Raw genomic sequence first — 19,292 nt, 5'->3', positions numbered from 1 at the left:
TTCACTTCACTTGAAGTACTCTTACCTCTACTTCCCCCTTAGTTATAGAATTTAACTTATCAATAATATCTTGTTGAGCACCAGCAGGTATCTCAATTTCAGCTAATAAACTTCCGTCAGACAACCAATTGGATCTCTTTACACTCCCTAAAGAAGAGAGGCTCTGTTTAACTTTTCCGGCGTATTTCTGGGACACCTTAATTTCCAGTAACGCTCTTGCTATCTTAATGGGTATTATCTTTGCCAATTCATGTATTATCTGTTGTGCCTGCGCTTCAGCGTCTTTATTGATATCAATTTGAACTTTAGCCTGTTCCATAGCCATCTCAAGCCTAGTTGGCGGTATAGGAAGATTTGTCTTGGGATCTATCGCATTCCTGTGTATGAAATCAATTATTTGCTTCCTCTTACTCTCCATGATCTCCTTTCTTTGTTCCGCTGTAATTGGGATCTCGCCCTTTATAATTATCTCCCTGCAAATTGTTTCAAAATCAGTAGTCCCAAAAACCTTTTTGAGAGATGAGGGGGAGGCTTTTAGTCCCTTTTTTACGTCCTTATATATAGTGTCAGAAACTACAGCATCGGATAAGGATACGTTTTTCCCCTCTCTTATGAGGGAAGCCTCTTTAGGTTTAGCTAAAATTTCAAATCTTTCTCCATGGCTCTCATACTTTATTACTACGTAATCCTTTGGCCCCATATATTTTGATCACCTTATATCTTTTGGAGATACGCCGTCCTCTCCTCAACACTCATCTTCCTGAAGATACCATCCTTGGTGGCAAATCCTATCTCCACGTTACCTGGCCCTATTTTCTCTCCTGGTTTCAATGTAGCCTTCAAAGCATTTAAGGCTAAAACGATAGTGTCTTCTGTGCTTAAATCCTCCCTATAGTTTTTCTCGAGGAAGTCAGTTGCGTTATAACCTCCTTGACCTATAGCAACAGCTTGGTAAGGCATGAATTGACCGCTTGGCTCAGTCATGAAAAGTTTAGTCGTGCCCCTATCTACTCCCCCAATAATGAGGGCAACACCGAAAGGTCTAACTCCTCCATGTTGAGTGTACATCTGTTTCACATCGGATATCAGCTTGGTTAGATAGTCAATGCTAATCGGTTCGTCATAAACGAGTCTGTGTTGCAAAGAAGAGTTCCTGGCATAATCTATTAAAATCCTTCCGTCCGAAGCCAATCCAGCAAAACTACATCCTACGTGGTCATCTAATAGGAAGACCTTTTCTATGCTATCGACATCCAGTAGCTGAGAGGCTTTTTTCTTCTCTCCCAAAATAACAACTGCGTTCCTTGTTCTAACTCCCAAAGTGGTCCATCCCTTCTTTACTGCCTCAAAGGCATAGTCCACCTGGTAGAGTGAACCGTCTGGAGAAAAGATTGTTATAGCCCTATCGTATCCCATTGCGGCTGGTCCAAATGCCATATTTCATCAATTTATACGACGCCTAGAGGCTAATAAAAGTGTCATAATTTATCAGATCGTCGCAGGGAACATCACCTAGCAGTCTGGGACGGCATCATCATCTAGATTCTATGAGGCTTCTTGCCTTTTTTAAACTTCCGGTTGTTTTAAAAGGTACCAAGATAACCTCCTCATTTCCAATTGTCTTGATGAGAGGCAAAGAAGCGATAACTACCTTATATCCCAATGTGTTAGTCGAGATTATGCCACTTAAGGAAGACTCGTTGTAAGCTATAATACGAGGATTCGAAATTTCTAGCCAGATCTTACCAAGTAACTCCTTAACAGCATTCCTCACCGCGAATTCAATTTGTGAAGGGTCTATACTCTTTGATGAAGTCAATATCCTGAATACTACATATCTTTTTTTATTTTTTCGAATCTTTTTTTCTTTATACGATATTATGGGAATTCTAGAATTTCTAGTTCTATAAAAAATTATAACAGAAAGTAAAGTTAACCATACTAGAAATCCTAGATCAATATACATTTGTTCCATTGATGAACAGCTCCGATGGATATGTGAATAACCATGACGCTACGTAACTAGGTGATGCACCGTGAAGTATCAGATAATTAAAGACACTGAGGGGCGACCATATGTCGGAGACTTTTTCTACACATATTGAAAAAATAGTCCTCGCTCCTCTATACCCCCACTCTATAGCCCTTCTTATAACCTCCGATGATGAACTATTTAGTATAATCTCTAAATATTTCTTATTCGATATCGATAAATTTAATAAATTCTTCTTAACTAACTTGTAATTAGAATTGTCAACCGAAATTCCGTTCACCCTGGGATCGTTTAGAGCCTTTATTATGGCAGATCTACTTGAAGGTTTAACGAAGTAAATTGTATTGGAATTTTTTGAAAAATACCGATTAAATTCCCTCTCATGAAGAAATGTCTTTCTCATCCTTACATCATTTAAAGTAATATCCTTCACTTTCACTTTGGATTCCAAAAGGTACGCATTATAGCCAAGCGAGTCTAGGACGCCTTTAATGTCAATGTTAAACAGACATGTTTCCACTAGCAAGTTGTTTCAGAACCTCCATAAATTCCTTTATATTGTCCTTGAGACTTAGAACTATTTTTATGACATCCTCTCCGTCCTTAAGTAGGACCTTCCTTTGAGAGATTAGAGCCTGCTTATCTACCCTAATGTAAATCCTATTCCCCTGGCTCCTGCTAGTAATCGTAGAGAGAAGGTAAACTATGTCCGCAGTATCTAGCTTAGACAAAAGATACGAAGTAGCGTCTGTAGCTCTTTTACCCTCTAGGTCGGCTTTCAGGGTAATGATTGGATCACCGTAATGACCTTCCACTTTTATCCTTAGAATTTCATTGTCCTGGATCACGTTATTAAAAAGAAGTAATAGAGCATCTCGTACCCTAGCCTCATCCTCAGTCGAATAGCAAAAAACTGAGGCTGAAATCTTGTTTATTCTCATGATTTACTTTCCTGGAACTCTATCATAATTGGCTAGCCTATAATACCTAGAAGCTTCATGTCTTTTCTTTTGTTCCCTCTCCTTCAACTTTTTAACTATCTTCTGGTGCGGAGTACCCTTCAGACCTCTGGATCTGAGAAGACCCCTGCTTCTTCTTCCAGATGAAGTCAACCCTCTAAATACCCTTCCATTGTTAGCGGGATTTCTGACCCATTTTAATGTGGGATCAGAGGCTATAACTGGATGGTTGGGATCTACGAGTATTATCTCATAATATTTATATAAACCATCTTCTGCGACATAATAACTCCCCAACACCTCCAAATTAGGATACTTTTTGGCTGCCTTCTCCTCTGCTATAAATTGCAGACTTTTGGCTGGAGAGAAACCGTAAACTCCCATTCTTTTTGGTCTCCTTCCACTATTCGGTCTCTGCTTTTCCATACCTCCTTTCTCGACCTTTACTCTAACCACGACTATTCCTTGCTTAGCCTTGTATCCCAGAGACCTCGCCCTATCAATTCTAGTAGGTTTATCAATTCTTGTAACCGTGTTCTGGCTCCTCCAAAGTACTAACCTCTTCTTCATCACATTATTCCAGCCATCGCTAGACCACGTTTTCGACATAAATGAGTAAGCCGAAGCTACCATAATCTTTCTCCTATAGTGGTAATCATCATCTACTTAAAAACTGAACGGTACCTAATTATGTCTAGAAACACCATGATAACAGTTGGATTAATAGGGAAAACTAACGTTGGAAAGAGCACGTTCTTCGCCTCTGCAACCATGTTAGACGTCGAAATAGCTAACAGACCTTTTGTTACCATTGAGCCCAACGTTGGTATCGCTTATGCTAAGAAAAAATGTGTCCATACTGAACTGAAGGTAGTCTGCAACCCAAAGAACTCTATTTGCGTAGAAGACTACAGATTCATTCCAATCAAGCTAGTGGACGTTGCTGGGTTGATACCGGGCGCCCACGAGGGAAGAGGACTTGGGAACAAGTTCCTCGACGACTTACGGAAGGCCGATGTATTAATACATGTAATAGACGCAAGCGGTTCCACAAACGAAGAAGGTGTTGCTATACAACCAGGTTCGAGGGATCCTGAAGCTGATATTGAATTTGTTACCAAAGAAATAGATGAATGGTTCTTTTCGATATTAAAGAAAGACTGGGAAAAGTTTGCTAGAACAACTGATCTCAGCGGTAAGGATATTATAGAATCACTCTTAACTAAAGTCTCTGGTCTCTCCGTAAACAGAAAACATCTCATTAAAGCTCTCAAGGCAAGTGGTTTAGAGAACGTCAAGCTTCTTCAATGGGGAGAAGAAGGACTAAGAAAGTTTAGCTCAAAATTAAGGGAAGTCTCTAAGCCAATAATAATAGCGGCAAACAAGGCTGATGTTACAATAGCAAGGGAGAACATAAAGAGACTTCAGAGCAAATACCCCTTTGTAGTTCCAGTAAGCGCAGAATCTGAGCTAGCCCTTAGGAAGGCTGCCAAGGCTGGCATAATAAAGTACATCCCAGGAGATGGAAACTTCAAACTAACGGGTAACTTGGATGAGAGGAAAGCCAAGGCACTCGAATATATCAAGACTAATGTTCTTGAAATATACGGAAATACCGGAGTTCAGCAAGCAATAAATGAGGCAGTTTTCGGTGCTTTAAATTTGATTTCGGTTTATCCTGTCGAGGACGAAAAGAAATTCACAAATAAAGACGGAGACGTATTACCAGATGTCCTATTGTTGGAAATGGGCTCAACAGCTAAAGATTTAGCATATAGCATTCATACCGATCTCGGCAAAGGGTTTCTGTACGCTGTGGACGCAAGAAGGAAAACCAGATTGGGCGAGGATTACGTTCTTCAAGACGGAGACGTAATCAAGATAGTATCTTCTCTAGCTAGAGCGTAACCCTTTGAAAAATTCAGCCTTATCGACATCTCTATCCACAACAGATCCTGGATAAATTTTAGCGTATGCTCCTATTTTTATTCCTGGAAGAATCGACACATTAATCCCGGTTCTAACGTGAGCTCCAACTATAGTTCCAAATTTCTTCCGGCCTGAGCTCTCCTTTCTTCCCTTAATGTTAACATATATCTCCTTCTCGTCAAACCTCAGGTTAGCTACTAAAGTTCCTGCCCCGAAATTAACATCTTCTCCTATTACGCTGTCACCTACGTAACTTAAATGTGGTATCTTCGTATCTTCCATGATGACTGATTCTTTTACCTCGACAGATGTTCCTATCTTAACGTTACTAGCCATTACTGTAAAAGGTCTTATATAGGAGTTGGGACCAATTGTGCTGCCCCGTCCTACATACACTGGACCCTCTATTCGAGTCCCAGAGAGTACTTTGGCTCCTTCATCTATAATTACGTTTCCATAGATCTTAACGTTATCCTCAACCTCCCCTTTCAAAGAAGTCTCATGCCGTTCAAGTTCATGCTTATTTATGTCTAGTATATCCCAGGGTCTACCCACATCTTTCCAATAACCGTCGTATTTTACAATCTTTACCTTAGACGTTAAAGCTAACCTAGTTACAGCATCAGTTAACTCGTATTCTCCACGTGGAGATTTTTCTAGTTTATCGATGAAACTAAATATGTCGGAGGTTAACTTATATACTCCACCATTGACGATATTTGATGGCGGATTTGGGCTCTTCTCCACGATTTCAATCAAGTTGCCTTCGCTATCCATCTTCAGAGACCCATATTCAGAAGGATTCTGCACGCGGACCCCGAGAATCGCATTACCATCAGTTTCGAATATTCTTCTTATCCCCATCTCTTCGAGATAAACATCACCGTAAACAACGACTACTTCATCGTCAATTGATTGGAGAGACGACAGTGCTCCTCCAGTACCTCTTTTTTCACCTTGCTCAACTAATTTTATATTATGGAGCCTGGAGAAGTAGGCATCATACTCATTTGGTCTGTCCTTTGGGACTACAATGAAAAAATCCGATTTTGGATCAGCCTTACGTATAATTTGGATAGTTCTTTCAACTAAAGTTGATCCTAGAACTGGAACAAACGGCTTTGGCCTAGTGTGGGTTATAGGTTCTAGTCTTTCTCCTTTACCCGCTGCTAGGATTACTACTTTCAACTACCTGCTGAACCTCCTTAACAGAGGGGACTGCAATCACTTTCGATTTTTCTATCTCCGCTTTCCTAAGTGGAGCTATCTTCTTACTCTCATTAAAGATATTATTAGCCAGGTTTCCGAATATCATATCTTGAACAAATTCATCGAAAGTCTTGCTTTCCGCTGACTTTCTAACAATATCCTCCATGATTCTCCTTATGGCAGTAGTCTGCTCTCTGTGAATCCTGTAAGCGGTGAGGGACAAAGCCTTGACCCTAAGTACATATCCGTCCTTAGTGGTAACATCCACTACTTTGTTTATCTTCGAGCTTTTCCTTCTCACCAGTGATCTAACATAATCCCTTGAAAGCTCATGCCCTGCAAAGTCTGTAAATAATTTATCGTTCTCATTTCTGGATATTTTGAAGTAAAGATGAACGTAAACAGTGCTCAGGTCTCCTGTAAGGTCGTATAATGTGACTTCTACTTTCCTTCCGATAGCTTGAGAACTATCAAAGGCTGGTGTAGACCCTAAAGATATCTCACCAAAAACTTTCGGAGAGTAAATGGGGAACCATTTCTTCATCTTCCATTTATCTTTTAGAGCACCACTGCCACCTTTAGCACTGGATCTAGCTGACATTGATGAAACATCTACTGTAAAAGGTATAAAAACTCATTCATTGCTATGTATTATTTTCATGTAGGTCTTTCTGAGGAATCTCACTATAGCTCTACCTTCTTCTTCGTCCTTTAATCCTCTAATAATGGATCTTTTTAAGGCTAAGTACATGTCTCCGTCACTGTCTGACTTTCTCACTAAGTCGTGAAGAGCGAGAAGGTACTTATCTATCAGTTTTAGAGTATCTGATGAAATTGCGCCATGATAAATCCCGGAATTTTCCTTGCTAGTTAACCTGGATCTCCATATTTCATATAGGATAATTCCTACAGCATGGGATAAATTAAGTACTGGATAGTCTGGATTCCCAGGAATGTGAACAAGAAGATCTGTCATAAAGATTTCTTCTCTCGTTAAACCTACACTTTCTCTCCCAAATATCAACCCTATTTTGTTTTTATCTAAATAATTTATCATTTCCCAAGGAGAAATGGACTTCCGTAACATGTCGCCTTTTGAATCTGCTATGCTCGACGTTGATATTTTAAGATCCAAATCGTAAATGGCGTCCGTAAACTTATCAACAACCTTAGAGTTAAGTAAAATACTTGAACCCTTAGCGGAAAATTCTACTGCTTTCTTTAAATCACACTTAGGATTCACTATATATAGTTCGTCTACTCCAAAATTTTTACATAATCTTGCTATAAATCCCACATTATACTCTCCTTCAGGCTCCACAAGGACAACCCTCAACAACTACCTCCACCGCCTTTAACACTTCGAAACCCTTTACAATCTCTTTTCTTTTAACTAATTTTAGACTCTTACTCTCCAACAGTTTATTGAGTTTTTCCTCATCAGTGAAACTGGAGTAAACGAAATAACCCCGCTTTGCCTTAAAATCATTCAATATCTTCTCAAGAGCCTTTAACCCTCCTTCTCCACCAGACCAACTGAATCCTATCCATTCCTTTGTTTCTTGAACAGGTAGGTATGGAGGGTTGAAAACTATAGCATCAAAAACAATACCATCCCTTACGCAGGATAGCCCATCACAGTTAATTACATCAATATCGACATCGTTGATTTTAGCTGAACATAAGGTCTCTTCACTAGCAAACGGATTTATATCAATCGCCAGGACTCTAATATCTCGTTTAGACAAAACTAAGCTCAAGATTCCTGTCCCTGATCCCACATCCACTACTTTTTCCTTCTCTGTCAGGTCTAAAATGGAAGCTAGGAGTTCGGAATCCTCTGCGGGCTCGTATACATTCTCGTTTAAGCATAGTTTAAACCCAAGGAATTCAATAATTCTTCTATCTCCCATGGCTTATACTCTCTTACCTTTTTGGAATTGGATGAATTTAAGCCACAAAGTCTCGATACGTTTCTGAGCGACTTATTTCTATAGAAGGAGATACACTTAATTATGCTATTTATTTCTGGAATAAATTTCCTTTTTCTTTCAAAAATTACTAAAGATGAAAAAACTTTAGGTTCTGGTCTAAACGCAGACGGTGGTATTGAATATACTTTCATTATGTTAAAGTAAAAATTAATTAGAAATGAAATATATGTAGGGTATTCTAAAACCTTCTTAACGAAGTCCTCTTGCAATATGAGAGTGAGCCTAATAATATCACTAAATTGAGTGATTTGGTCAAAAAATTCGTATGTTATCGAATACGGCAAAGATGAAACGATCTGTCCCCTATTAACAGGGAGGAATCTAGCATCGGCATGAACTGGATTGTACTCCTTTAGGAGATAAAGGAGATCCTGGTCAATCTCTATGCATATGTCCGGATTCACGTATGCTGACAAATATCCTTTTCCACATCCTATCTCTATTAAAGGTCTTAATTTCGATATATAATTTTTTATATCAGAAAGAATTAATCTATTAATCAAAAAATTTTGTGAAAGCCTCATTTCTCCTTAACTTTATCGAGGTAGCCTATATAAATATGCTCCTGTTTCTGTTTGGAATCCTGGGTCTGTTCTTGCATCCTCTGTTTACTCTCCTGAGTCTTCTGTTCCGTTTCGGTAGGATATACAAACAAGTAGTACTTGTCCTCTCGCTTCATCTCGGTCAAAATACGTTTAATTATAATTTCTTTAACATCTTTAATTCCTACTCTGTTCTGGATATCTTGATAGGTCATAAAAGGGGACTCCCTTCTCTGCTCCAGTATAACTCTTAAGGTCTTTTTTCCTATATCTGGCAGAAGCTCTAAGGTGTGTAACTTTAGTGTGAGAGGTTCAGCCTTATTGAAGAAAGCTACGAATTCCTTTTCCTTCTCCTCCACTATCTTTGCAATAACTCTATTCAAAGTGTCTTTTGCTACAGAGGTAAGATCATCGTACTCTATTAACACGTCCACCTTGATTCGAGGAGGATCCTTATCCCTATCTATCTTCTCCTCTATTTGAAAGGGTTCTCTCAGGGGAATGGCCTCCATGAGTATAAAGAAGTCCTGCCCGACCACTTGAACTAAGGGCTTGTTCTTATGCCATTGATGTTTATCTACCGGATTGCCGTTTCTAAGGTAGTCCAAAACGTAAACAAACCTCTCTCTTGGCCCTTTCTTACTCATACTGCCACAATCTATGGTTATGTAGATAAAATATTAAAGACAATCAGTTGTTCTTATAGCTTTTTATCAGATTCAAAATTTTTTCTATATTCTCTTGAGATAACGTTCTACCCTCCATAACAAGTATTGCCCTAAGCTCATCCGCATTTTCGGGGCATAAACTGCTTATCATAGCCCTTACCTCTTTTTTTTGGACGAATTGAGAGAGGTCTTCCATCAACTTCCTAGCATTCTCTGGAGTGCACTTCTCTAGCGCATTGAGGTACTCAAAGGTCTTCTGTAACAATGAGGAGGAAGATACTCCTTGTATAAAACTCTGCAAAATTTCCTTAGCGACTGAATACGGAATATCGTTCTCCTCTATTATGTGAAAAGAAGACATAAAAATCACATCACGACTTAGTAACACGTAAATGTTCCGGTCTCACTATAATTGTTTTCTCCTTTTTTCCCAATTTAATTTTAATTTCGTATGACTTTCCTCTTTTATTTAAGACAGTTCCAATTCTTCCCTGATATCTCCTATGTGGCATCCCATTATGAATTGATGGATTAATATCAACTATTACTGCCTGCCCTTGAGATAGATCCACCATTAATTTCCCTAGAGATGGGACACCTCCACGTTCTCTAGGGGACTTCTTAAGGAGTTTCCTGCTTCTAGTCCTGTTGCCTCTAGAATGCTTTACCATTATAAACCCGGCAAGAGTAAGGTAATAGAACTAAATAAGTTTTCGGATAAATCTTTAAGGGAGAGTAAGATAGAGTATGCTAGTGCGGGGGTGCCCGAGCATGGTCAAAGGGGGCGGACTTAAGATCGCTAAATGGGAGATCCGCTGGAGTAGTCCTGCGCGGGTTCAAATCCCGCCCCCCGCACCTTAATTTGGTGATAGGAATAGGATCGAGATACCGTTTGTGGGGAGGTTAAGGTGGTCTGCACAAGGTAGGCTAGAGGTACATATTGACGACAAGTCCTACGCACATATACCGGTTGACGTAGGTAGGGTTACAACAAAGAAGACTGGTAAGCCAATGAAGGAGTCACTCATAGTTCACGTTGAGAGGGATAAGATACAGAAAGCCTTGTCTAAAGGTAATAAGGTAGCTTCAATAGACTTAGGCATTAACATGTTAGCAACTGTTACCGTAGACGATGGTACTGTTCTGTTCTACCGTGGTTCTACAGTAAAGGAGCACTACTTCTTTTTCACTACTTCTTTTTCAGAAGAAGGTCGCAGGACTAGACAAACTAGAGGCTGAGGCAGAGAAAATTCACGAGACTGGAGCTAGGGAAGAAGTGCTAAGAGAAAGGGAGAGACTTTCTAAGAGACTGTACAGTAGACTTCTTCATTACTATAGGACTTTAGCCTCTCACCTCATAAGACGTTATGGCAGTTAGGAGTCTCAACAGTCTACCTTGGTTACCCTTACTCCATCTCTCAGGACAAGGGTAATAAGTTCACTTCAAACATCTGGTCTTATCCTAAGTTAATTGAGGCAATCGTGTATAAGCTCCACAACCACGGTATAAAGGCGTCCCTAGTCGTCGAGTACAACACTTCGCGTCTCTGTTCACTTCACGAAGTTTCAGATGAGAGGAAGCCTAGGGGAGTAGTTAACTATCCTACGCCATAAGCTCCACAGTGACGTTAACGGTGCTCTCAACATAATGAAATTAGGGATAAAGAGAGTTGTAGACAAGGTGAAAAGACCTGTCTCCTTCCTCCTCTCTTCAAACGGAGTAACTCCCGTGAAGGGAGTAACGCCTTAGACCTCAGTGATACCCTCCTTCAGGGCGGGGAGGAGGTCAGTTTCTTAACAGAAGTCTCTTAACGCGATCTTCGACACTAAATCGATACTAGTTCAATCAGAGTCCCCACTGGTCAAGATTAGGGATGTCTTTTTCCCTCAATTCCTCCAAGACTTGAAAACCCCTCGCATAACGTTTGACCGTAGAAGAAAGATGAGATCTCACAGATAAGCATAACTCCTGTTTCTCCCATCTTTCCGATATTGAACTTGACCTATATTAGTTAGAGGCCTAAGAACCTCTACCTTGCATAAAAGTAACAATTCTTTTGGTACTTTGCAACTACTTCTTCTGAGATTAACACGCTCGGCAGCCTTAAAACTTATTATCAATACTTACTTTAATTGGAAAGCTATCAAACCGTAGATACATATGTGGAAAATGATCTTTCAAGAGTCCCACCGCGGGGACTTGAACCCCGGACCACCCGGTAACTGCCCCTTATCTACAGCCGGGCGCTCTAAACCGGGCTGAGCTACGGTGGGACAAGTTAGAATTCCATTGTGACCATAAAAGTTTTCCGCTGTTGTATTTAGTTTCATTTTCAAAGGGAAAAGGCTACACCAGCTTTCAAAATACAGGATAAATTGAAATGAGCAAAGCCAGATGTACCTTCTCGAGAGTAACAGAGAACCTAAACAGGACAAAAATCAACAACAGCTCTTATGCTGGCAATGATCCACTCAATTTATAAACAGGATAAAGACCATCTCTTATAAGGGGTCATAGTTAATGGCTGAAACTGCACATAAGCTACTAGCTGAGTCGGTTGGTAGCTTAGTCTTAGTAAAGTTAAAGGGGAACAAGGAAGTAAGAGGGATGCTAAAAAGTTATGATCAACATATGAATTTGGTTCTCTCTGATTCCGAGGAAATCCAGAGCGATGGTGGTGGCAAAAAGATGGGAACGATCGTCATCAGAGGAGATAATGTAATTCTTATCTCCCCTATTCAACAGTAGGTGGGTTTAGATGAAAGGAACACCGTCTTTTGGAAAAATGAATAAAGCGCCTAGCCATATTAGATGCAGGAGATGCGGAAGGAATTCATACAATCCCACTAAACACAAATGTGCTGCATGCGGTTTTGGGAAATCCAAGCGAATTAGCAGATACAGCTGGAAAACTAAAAAGGTGAACGGGGTAAGGTTAAAGTAATGGACTACGGTTGGAGTTGGCATATAGAGTGGCAGTCGTCATTTGAATTTCATGCACATCACATAGATCAAGTTATTGAGGATCGGGTCACTAAGTATCAAAGAGTAATGGTAGCTAATTTAACCAGGTTTGGTAAATCCCTTATAATTGATGGTAAGGTACAGTCTACAGTCTCTGACGAGTTCATATACCATGAATCACTGGTTCATCCTTTGTTGCTCTCGGTGAAAAATCCCTCCGAAGTTTTAATTCTAGGTGGAGGCGAGGGAGCTACCCTAAGGGAAGTATTAAAACATAAAAGCGTAAAAAAGGTCGTAATGGTCGACATAGATCAGGCTGTTGTAGATTTTGCCAAGAAATATCTTACGGAATGGCATCAGGGAGCTTTCGATGACATTAGATCCAAGATAGTGATCGGTGACGCTCTTGACTATGTAGATAATAGCCGCGAGAGTTTCGACGGTATAATCCTTGATCTAACTGACCCAATTAAGGGTAACTCGTCTTACAAACTCTATACTAGAGAATTTTACAAGAGGATAAGCAATATAGTCAAAGATGATGGCGGAGTTGTTACGCAGGCAACTTCCCCTTCATTCAGTGTTGAAACATTTTCTGCAATATATAATACAATGAAGACAGTATTCAGAAACGTAGCGGTAGCTATCACATACGTACCTTCTTTCGATGGTCTATGGGGATTCGTTTATGCTAGCAATCACACAACTCCTAACACTCTATCTTCAGATGCTGTAAACGAACTTTTGAAAACCAGGATTGATGGAAGACTGAGATTTTATGACGGTGAGACGCACTCGATGCTATTCAATATTCCGAAACATATCAGAGAAAGAATACTCAGTGAAACAAGGATCTCCACAGAAGCCAATCCAGTCACAGTTCCTGCTTGATTTTTTAACTCTACTTTTCCTTAGTTATATGCCGGGGTGCCCGAGTGGACTAAGGGGGTAGGCTCGAGACCTTTTCCAGCAAGCAAGCGTGCGACCTACTGTCTCTCCGAGACGCGCGGGTTCAAATCCCGCCCCCGGCGATATTTCTAGGGTTCTGCAACACGCATGATTTTTTAAATAGAAACAAGCTTATGATCTAATGTGCGGGGGTGCCCGAGCATGGTCAAAGGGGGTAGGCTCAGGACCCTTGGTGAGACCCCTACTGGAGTAGTCCTGCGCGGGTTCAAATCCCGCCCCCCGCACTGTCTTCTCTTAGGAAATAGTGACTAACTCTATATCTCCATAAACATGATTGATCATTTGTCAAATTATTTCTTAAGAATATATAGCGAGTCTAGAGCCTCTGTTCTTATTATTCGTTTTCAATATTAACCGACCGGAAGGTTATGTACAAAGCGTTTTATCAATTCCATGAGTAATTTTAAATCTTCTAGCTAGTAACTGCTTTGGTTATTATGTTCAAGGACAAGGATTTCCTACTAGTTGATTATGTAGGGAAAATTAAGAACACAGAAAGGGTTATAGACACTACCATTGAGGAGGAAGCTAAGAAGGCTGATATTCATAGTGAAGACAAGAAATACGGGCCTCAATTGGTCATCCTAGGAGAGCATAGGTTAATCAAGGGACTCGAAGACGCGCTCTATAACATGAATGTGGATGAGGAAAAAGAAATAGAGATTTCACCTGAAAATGCTTACGGAAAAAGAGATCCGTCCAAGGTGAAAGTAGTCTCTTTGGGAGAGCTGAGGAAGCAGGGTATGACCCCTTATCCAGGTATGCCTGTCAGATTTTCCGATGGGAACTTTGGAATCGTAAAAAGCGTGAGCGGTGGCAGGGTGTATATAGACTTAAATCATCCATTGGCTGGGGAAACCTTGGTTTACAAAGTCAAGGTGGTAAAACACATAACGGAGACAAATGAAAAGATTCAAGCTCTCATAGATAGGTGGTTCCCCACCTCAGATAAGCCGGGTTTCGAACTACTCAACGACAGTAAGGTTCTGAAGGTTCGTGTACCAGACAAAATATTCCTTCTGGAAGACCTACAGACAAGGAAACTTTTACTTGCTAGGGAAGTCATAAATTACGTGCTAGAGGACTTCCAAGTCATATATGAGGAAACGTACACCAAACAGCTCCTCACTCGATAACGCCAGTATCCCGCGCTATTTTTTCTGCCGATCCCCAAGTTAGACCTCTATCTCCTAGGATGGTATATCTTTCCGGCCTAATGGTGTGGGCAATAGTCAGCGCCTTAATTATTATATCATTGGGGATCCCTAGTTGTCTTGCAGTAGTTGGTGCGCCCACTTTATTTAGGGCGTTACGTATCTCTTTCCAATTAATTCCGTGTACATAGGCCATTAGTATCGTTCCTATCCCAACTAGTTCGCCGTGCATGGCTGCGTTAGGCTGCAGTAAATCTACGGCATGAGCGAACAGATGCTCCGAACCACTAGCTGGCCTAGTACTACCAGCCATACCCATTGCAACGCCACTGCTGATTAAGGCTTCTGTGAGTAACCTGACACTATACTTCAAGTCCCTATGTATAATTTTAGCACATGCTAATGCATGCTTTGCTGAAAGAAGGGCTAGCGAAGCAGTATAGTCACCGTAATACTCTCCCGTGAGTTTAGATGCGAGCTTCCAATCTCTAATAGCCACTAATTTTCCTATCGTATCACCTATGCCAGCGTTTATGAGCCTTCTTGGAGCTGAACTCAACACGAGTATATCTGCTATAATTGCGTAGGGAGTCTTTGCTTTAACCGAAACAGGTTTTCCTAAACCCTTTATGGATGCGAACGGAGAGGTTATTCCATCATGAGATGGGGCAGTTGGAATACTTATGAAATTAATATTTAGCCTATACGCAACGTACTTTGCTACATCAATTGTTTTGCCTCCGCCTATCCCAAGAATAAATTTTGGATTGACCCTCTTGGCTATTTCCTCTGTTCTATTAACTTCCTCAATGGATGAATTGTTTACTTCTACCATTTCAACTTTCCCTAACCATGTTATTTTATTCAAAATCTCTCCTAGTACCAATTTCCGTACAGTCGGTCCTATAATTACTAAAATAGGATCTACCACATTTAGTTGATATAAATAGTCTCCGAGCTTCGAGAGTATACCGTTGCCAACGTATACCTTCTTCGGCAGGTCTATTACATGCTCTTGTAACTCCATATAATGAAAGAAGATTTAAATATAATAAAGGATTACCTATTGTTGTTGTATTTCTTGGTTTTTGGTGAGACGAGTGTCCAATTTTAGACTAGGTATAATATCATCAATATACAACGGAATACCTAAAGAGGCCGGAATAACTAGGATAGAATTTGAAGGGCCAGAGATAGCCGTATATGTAAAAAACCCTTCGGTTATGAACGATAAAATGGATATAGTAAAGAAAATAGTGAAAGAAATAAAAAAGAGGATTGTAATCAAGGCCGACAGCAGCGTGAGAAAGGATGAAAAGGAAACCATCGAGATAATAAAAAGCTCCGTTCCTCCAGAGGCTCAAGTAACAGACATTAAGTTTGATGATGAGTTGGGAGAAGTTCTAATAAAGGCTAAGAAACCCGGTCTTGTTATTGGAAAAAGAGGGCTAATCCAGCAAAAAATTTTCATGGAAACTTACTGGAGACCTGTAATTATACGGGAACCTCCAATAAAATCTAGAACAGTTGAAGGAGTACTCACTCATATTTACAACGAAACTGAGTATAGGTCGAAGATCCTGAAAACCTTCGGAGAGAGAATCCATAGAGAGCTTTTATTTAAAGATAGGTATGTTAGAATTACAGCTTTAGGCGCGTTTCAGGAAGTAGGAAGATCTGCCGTACTAGTAGAAACTCCAGAAAGTAGGATACTCATGGACGTGGGGGTAAATCCAAGCGTGAATTTCGGAGAAAGGATGTTTCCTAAGCTGGATATAGACCAACTTAGACTTGAGGATGTAGACGCTGTGGTATTAACGCATGCCCATTTGGATCACAGCGGAATGATTCCGTTCCTTTTCAAGTATGGATATGAAGGACCAGTTTACACCACACAACCTACAAGAGATATAATGGCTTTAATGCAATTGGACTTATTGGATGTTGCTGAGAAAGAGGGAAGACCCTTACCCTATTCTGCGAAAGAGGTGAGAAAGGAACTTCTTCATACCATTACTCTTGACTATGAGGAGGTGACAGATATTGCTCCTGACATTAGGTTAACTTTCTACAACGCTGGCCATATCATAGGTTCTGCAATGGCTCATCTACATATAGGAGAAGGTGTTCACAACCTAGTTTATACCGGCGATTTCAAGTACGCCAGGACTAGATTGCTGGACAGAGCTGTGTCTGAGTTCCCTAGAGTTGACACTTTGATCATGGAAACTACATATGGAGCCCAAGTTCAAACAAATAGGGAGCAGTCTGAAAGCGATTTGGTGGATGTAATAAATAAGACAGTAAGGAACGGAGGTAAGGTGCTAATACCAGTACTAGCTGTTGGCAGGGGACAAGAAATAATGCTGGTGATAAATGACGCAATGAAAAGGAAACTAATACCTGAGGTTCCAGTTTACGTTACTGGACTGTTCGATGAGGTCACCGCAATTCATACCGCGTATCCTGAATGGTTAGGAAAGGAAGTAAGGGATTCCATCCTATTTAGAGATGAAAATCCGTTTACCTCTGAATTCTTTAAGAGGATAGAAGGGTACAGGGATGATATAGCGGAAAGCGGTGAGCCTTCAGTGATTCTAGCTACCTCTGGAATGCTTAATGGAGGGCCTGCCGTTGAGTTCTTTAAACAGCTAGCTCCAGATAGCAAAAATAGCATTATCTTTGTGAGTTACCAAGCAGAAGGAACCTTGGGCCGAAAGGTAAGGGACGGAGCTAGAGAAATTCAAATAATAGGGAGAGATGGGAGGATTGACAATATCAAAGTAAACATGGAAGTTAAAGCTATTGATGGCTTTTCTGGGCATTCGGATCAGAGACAATTGTTAAAGTTCTTGGAGGATATAGCGCCCAAACCGAAGAACATTCTTCTGAACCACGGAGAGCCCACAGCTATCAGAGAGTTCAAGAAGAGGATCAGTTTCAATAGAGAGAAAGAAAGACTAGGCTTAAGGACATCTTCAATCTATGACCCAGGTATTCTTGACAGTATAAGGATAGTTTAAACGGGACTCTGAGCATAATAAAAGAATTTTACTCCTTACCTACACAAGGCTTGAGTTTCATCGGATCTCATAATGGGATCTCATAATGTTTGATATCAACCCTCAGCCCTTTGGCTTCACGGGGGTCAAGCGGGGAACTCGCTCTCATCCCTCCGCCCCAAGGGGTAACCCCGACCCACCTAGATGGTGGGGGAACGCGCATCTTCGACTTTTCGCATCTCTTGCCGACCTGTCGGGATACAGGCCCACATCTAGGGCAAGACCCCTTGTGGTATATAAAGTCCTCAACAATCCAGATTATATAAACATGATGGTCTCACGGAAACTGTTGACTACGGCTTGCAAACCTCAATTTTTTAAGTTAGGTATGACATGATACTGACTTGGGGGCCCGTCGTCTAGCCTGGTTAGGATGCCGCTCTGACACAGCGGAGGTCCTGGGTTCAAATCCCAGCGGGCCCATCTTTTAGCGTCTCCCACTATGCTAGAATAAATAGCATAGCTAAATGAATTATAATTTTATCCTATTTGGTGTAGAAAAGTTCGGAGAAGAAAATATACAATATAAATCAATTACTTTTAAATCACATTAAGTTCCGTACTTCCACTGCTTGCTGTATTCTACTTGCTCTTTTGTTAACTCCTCTATTTTAATACCCATTGCCTCAAGCTTCAGTCTAGCTACCCTCTCATCGATTTCTGTTGGGACATCATAGACTTTCGGTTCAAGAGTTCCTTTTTTCTTTACTATATAAAGAACAGATAATGCCTGATTGGAAAAGCTGAGATCCATCACTTCGCTAGGATGCCCCTCTCCAGCTGCTAGGTTGACTAATCTTCCATCTGCAAGTAGATATATTCTCCTCCCATCTGATAAGACATGTTCCTCTGTGAAAGGCCTTATAGTCCTCCTCCTTGTTGCTATTGATCTTAGCCCTTCTACATCAATTTCAACGTTAAAGTGACCAGCGTTTGCTAAAATGGCTCCGTCCTTCATTTCCATTATATGATCCTTTGAAATTGCCCTTATGTTTCCTGTAGCTGTTATAAATAGGTCGCCAATCTTTGCCGCTTCCCTCATTGACATAACTTCAAATCCTTCCATTATTGCCTCTAGAGCTCTTAGAGGACTTGCCTCAACGACAATGACTCTTCCGCCGAGGCCCCTAAGACGCGAAGCTATCCCCCTGCCTACCCAACCATACCCAACTACCACACAAGTTTTACCGGCTATCAGTATATTTGTAGCTCTTAGTACGCCGTCGATAGCGCTTTGTCCTGTTCCAAATCTATTATCAAAAAGGTATTTTGTAAAGGCATTGTTTACTGCTATTACTGGATATTTTAGAACCTTTTCCTGCTCCATAGCCTTTAGTCTTATAACACCTGTAGTGGTTTCCTCTGTTCCTCCAGCCATGTTCTGGAAGAGCTCGTTTTGATGTATGTAAGCGTGGAGATCGCCTCCATCATCCATTACTACCTCTGGCTTGAATTCCATCAATTTTTTAATATTCTCATAATAGTCCTCCTCCGTTTCTCCCTTCCAGGCAAACACGTTGATCCCATAATACTTTACTAGGGCAGCTGCAACATCGTCCTGGGTAGACAAAGGATTACTTGCAGCTAGAGCTACCTTAGCCCCTGCGAGTTTCAAAGTTTTCGCCAAAACTCCAGTCTCCTTGGTGATATGCAATACCGCAGCAATTGATACTCCTGATAGAGGTTTATTCTTTTCAATCTCCCTTTGGATTGACATCAGGGCTGGCATATGCATCTCAGCCCATTCCAGCTGAGCATGCCCAGCTTCAGCTAATGAAATATCCTTGATTTTATACTGCATGAATCTGAACGAAAGTAACAAGTATAAATATATATCATATTATGATC

23 protein-coding genes and 5 tRNA genes are annotated in these 19,292 nt (G+C 40.7%); 11 read left to right on the top strand and 17 right to left on the bottom strand.

What is annotated here, in order from left to right; genetic code table 11:
* Position 1: 1 nt before the first annotated feature.
* The 6 genes from GWK48_RS05555 to GWK48_RS05530 form a co-directional block, all read right to left on the bottom strand.
* The gene (locus GWK48_RS05555; protein ID WP_174630344.1) at positions 2-700 is read right to left on the bottom strand and encodes a ribosome assembly factor SBDS; all 699 of its coding nucleotides are present in this window, start codon (positions 698-700) and stop codon (positions 2-4) included.
* Positions 701-714: 14 nt separating this feature from the next.
* Positions 715-1,437 carry an archaeal proteasome endopeptidase complex subunit alpha gene (gene psmA / locus GWK48_RS05550; RefSeq protein ID WP_174630342.1) on the bottom strand — a complete coding sequence of 241 codons (723 nt, stop codon included), beginning with the start codon at positions 1,435-1,437 and terminating at the stop codon, positions 715-717.
* A gap of 97 nt (positions 1,438-1,534) precedes the next feature.
* The gene (locus GWK48_RS05545) at positions 1,535-1,975 is read right to left on the bottom strand and encodes an Rpp14/Pop5 family protein (protein ID WP_174630341.1); all 441 of its coding nucleotides are present in this window, start codon (positions 1,973-1,975) and stop codon (positions 1,535-1,537) included.
* Positions 1,956-2,519: a hypothetical protein gene (locus tag GWK48_RS05540; protein ID WP_174630339.1), complete on the bottom strand. Its 564-nt coding sequence runs from the start codon at positions 2,517-2,519 to the stop codon at positions 1,956-1,958. Before GWK48_RS05540 ends, GWK48_RS05545 begins: the two co-directional genes overlap by 20 nt.
* The gene (locus GWK48_RS05535) at positions 2,494-2,934 is read right to left on the bottom strand and encodes an RNA-binding domain-containing protein (RefSeq protein ID WP_174630337.1); all 441 of its coding nucleotides are present in this window, start codon (positions 2,932-2,934) and stop codon (positions 2,494-2,496) included. The genes GWK48_RS05540 and GWK48_RS05535 overlap by 26 nt, the downstream gene beginning before the upstream one ends.
* Before the next feature lie 3 nt (positions 2,935-2,937).
* Positions 2,938-3,585, bottom strand: a complete 648-nt coding sequence (locus tag GWK48_RS05530) for a 50S ribosomal protein L15e (protein ID WP_174630335.1) — start codon at positions 3,583-3,585, stop codon at positions 2,938-2,940.
* 72 nt (positions 3,586-3,657) lie between these two features.
* On the opposite strand from GWK48_RS05530, the gene GWK48_RS05525 reads away from it, so the two are divergent.
* A complete protein-coding gene (locus GWK48_RS05525; RefSeq protein WP_174632577.1) occupies positions 3,658-4,860 on the top strand; it encodes a redox-regulated ATPase YchF in 1,203 nt (400 codons plus the stop codon).
* On the opposite strand, the gene spn is transcribed toward GWK48_RS05525, so the two are convergent.
* From spn to GWK48_RS05485, 8 genes are read right to left on the bottom strand one after another with little or no spacing between them, the layout of a single operon-like run.
* Positions 4,846-6,069: a bifunctional sugar-1-phosphate nucleotidylyltransferase/acetyltransferase gene (gene spn / locus GWK48_RS05520; RefSeq protein ID WP_174630333.1), complete on the bottom strand. Its 1,224-nt coding sequence runs from the start codon at positions 6,067-6,069 to the stop codon at positions 4,846-4,848. The genes GWK48_RS05525 and spn overlap by 15 nt on opposite strands.
* Complete coding sequence (locus GWK48_RS05515) at positions 6,041-6,691, bottom strand: 30S ribosomal protein S3ae (RefSeq protein ID WP_174630331.1); 651 nt, start codon at positions 6,689-6,691, stop codon at positions 6,041-6,043. The genes spn and GWK48_RS05515 overlap by 29 nt, the downstream gene beginning before the upstream one ends.
* Before the next feature lie 33 nt (positions 6,692-6,724).
* Positions 6,725-7,429, bottom strand: a complete 705-nt coding sequence (gene trmJ / locus GWK48_RS05510; RefSeq protein ID WP_174630329.1) for a tRNA (cytidine-2'-O-)-methyltransferase TrmJ — start codon at positions 7,427-7,429, stop codon at positions 6,725-6,727.
* Positions 7,401-8,003 carry a HemK2/MTQ2 family protein methyltransferase gene (locus GWK48_RS05505; RefSeq protein WP_174630327.1) on the bottom strand — a complete coding sequence of 201 codons (603 nt, stop codon included), beginning with the start codon at positions 8,001-8,003 and terminating at the stop codon, positions 7,401-7,403. The genes trmJ and GWK48_RS05505 overlap by 29 nt, the downstream gene beginning before the upstream one ends.
* The gene (locus tag GWK48_RS05500; RefSeq protein ID WP_174630325.1) at positions 7,955-8,608 is read right to left on the bottom strand and encodes a 16S ribosomal RNA methyltransferase A; all 654 of its coding nucleotides are present in this window, start codon (positions 8,606-8,608) and stop codon (positions 7,955-7,957) included. Before GWK48_RS05500 ends, GWK48_RS05505 begins: the two co-directional genes overlap by 49 nt.
* Complete coding sequence (locus tag GWK48_RS05495) at positions 8,605-9,273, bottom strand: DUF655 domain-containing protein (protein ID WP_174630323.1); 669 nt, start codon at positions 9,271-9,273, stop codon at positions 8,605-8,607. The genes GWK48_RS05500 and GWK48_RS05495 overlap by 4 nt, the downstream gene beginning before the upstream one ends.
* Positions 9,274-9,316: 43 nt before the next feature.
* Complete coding sequence (locus GWK48_RS05490; protein ID WP_174630322.1) at positions 9,317-9,655, bottom strand: RNA polymerase Rpb4 family protein; 339 nt, start codon at positions 9,653-9,655, stop codon at positions 9,317-9,319.
* 10 nt (positions 9,656-9,665) lie between these two features.
* Complete coding sequence (locus GWK48_RS05485) at positions 9,666-9,965, bottom strand: 50S ribosomal protein L21e (RefSeq protein ID WP_174630320.1); 300 nt, start codon at positions 9,963-9,965, stop codon at positions 9,666-9,668.
* A gap of 84 nt (positions 9,966-10,049) precedes the next feature.
* Between GWK48_RS05485 and GWK48_RS05480 the strand changes: the two genes are divergently transcribed.
* Positions 10,050-10,149: transfer RNA gene (locus tag GWK48_RS05480), tRNA-Leu, on the top strand.
* 39 nt (positions 10,150-10,188) lie between these two features.
* Complete coding sequence (locus tag GWK48_RS11460; RefSeq protein WP_246263923.1) at positions 10,189-10,533, top strand: transposase; 345 nt, start codon at positions 10,189-10,191, stop codon at positions 10,531-10,533.
* A gap of 946 nt (positions 10,534-11,479) precedes the next feature.
* Here the strand turns inward: GWK48_RS11460 and GWK48_RS05470 are convergent.
* A tRNA-Tyr gene (locus GWK48_RS05470) sits at positions 11,480-11,568 on the bottom strand.
* A 247-nt stretch (positions 11,569-11,815) separates the two neighbouring features.
* Between GWK48_RS05470 and GWK48_RS05465 the strand changes: the two genes are divergently transcribed.
* The 6 genes from GWK48_RS05465 (at position 11,816) to GWK48_RS05440 (ending at position 14,364) form a co-directional block, all read left to right on the top strand.
* A complete protein-coding gene (locus GWK48_RS05465; RefSeq protein WP_174630318.1) occupies positions 11,816-12,043 on the top strand; it encodes an LSm family protein in 228 nt (75 codons plus the stop codon).
* A gap of 10 nt (positions 12,044-12,053) precedes the next feature.
* Positions 12,054-12,239 carry a 50S ribosomal protein L37e gene (locus tag GWK48_RS05460; RefSeq protein ID WP_174630316.1) on the top strand — a complete coding sequence of 62 codons (186 nt, stop codon included), beginning with the start codon at positions 12,054-12,056 and terminating at the stop codon, positions 12,237-12,239.
* Positions 12,239-13,150, top strand: a complete 912-nt coding sequence (gene speE / locus GWK48_RS05455; RefSeq protein WP_174630314.1) for a polyamine aminopropyltransferase — start codon at positions 12,239-12,241, stop codon at positions 13,148-13,150. Before GWK48_RS05460 ends, speE begins: the two co-directional genes overlap by 1 nt.
* A 30-nt stretch (positions 13,151-13,180) precedes the next feature.
* Positions 13,181-13,290: transfer RNA gene (locus tag GWK48_RS05450), tRNA-Ser, on the top strand.
* Between the two features lie 63 nt (positions 13,291-13,353).
* Positions 13,354-13,452: transfer RNA gene (locus GWK48_RS05445), tRNA-Leu, on the top strand.
* A 213-nt stretch (positions 13,453-13,665) separates the two neighbouring features.
* Positions 13,666-14,364 (top strand): FKBP-type peptidyl-prolyl cis-trans isomerase, encoded by a 699-nt coding sequence (locus GWK48_RS05440; protein WP_174630312.1) that lies wholly within the window; start codon positions 13,666-13,668, stop codon positions 14,362-14,364.
* On the opposite strand, the gene GWK48_RS05435 is transcribed toward GWK48_RS05440, so the two are convergent.
* Positions 14,354-15,409, bottom strand: coding sequence for an NAD(P)-dependent glycerol-1-phosphate dehydrogenase (locus tag GWK48_RS05435; RefSeq protein WP_174630310.1), 1,056 nt, complete (start codon positions 15,407-15,409; stop codon positions 14,354-14,356). The two genes, GWK48_RS05440 and GWK48_RS05435, sit on opposite strands and share 11 nt — an antisense overlap.
* Positions 15,410-15,482: 73 nt before the next feature.
* Here GWK48_RS05435 and GWK48_RS05430 point away from each other — a divergent pair, with 73 nt between their 5' ends.
* The gene (locus tag GWK48_RS05430; protein ID WP_174630309.1) at positions 15,483-17,405 is read left to right on the top strand and encodes a beta-CASP ribonuclease aCPSF1; all 1,923 of its coding nucleotides are present in this window, start codon (positions 15,483-15,485) and stop codon (positions 17,403-17,405) included.
* 387 nt (positions 17,406-17,792) lie between these two features.
* A tRNA-Val gene (locus GWK48_RS05425) sits at positions 17,793-17,867 on the top strand.
* A 127-nt stretch (positions 17,868-17,994) separates the two neighbouring features.
* Here GWK48_RS05425 and ahcY read toward each other — a convergent pair.
* Positions 17,995-19,245 carry an adenosylhomocysteinase gene (gene ahcY / locus GWK48_RS05420; RefSeq protein WP_174630307.1) on the bottom strand — a complete coding sequence of 417 codons (1,251 nt, stop codon included), beginning with the start codon at positions 19,243-19,245 and terminating at the stop codon, positions 17,995-17,997.
* Between the last annotated feature and the right edge of the window lie 47 nt (positions 19,246-19,292).

The sequence above is a fragment of the Metallosphaera tengchongensis genome, assembly GCF_013343295.1.
Taxonomy (GTDB): Archaea; Thermoproteota; Thermoprotei_A; order Sulfolobales; family Sulfolobaceae; genus Metallosphaera; species Metallosphaera tengchongensis.
This window is presented reverse-complemented; position numbering and strand designations above follow the sequence as displayed.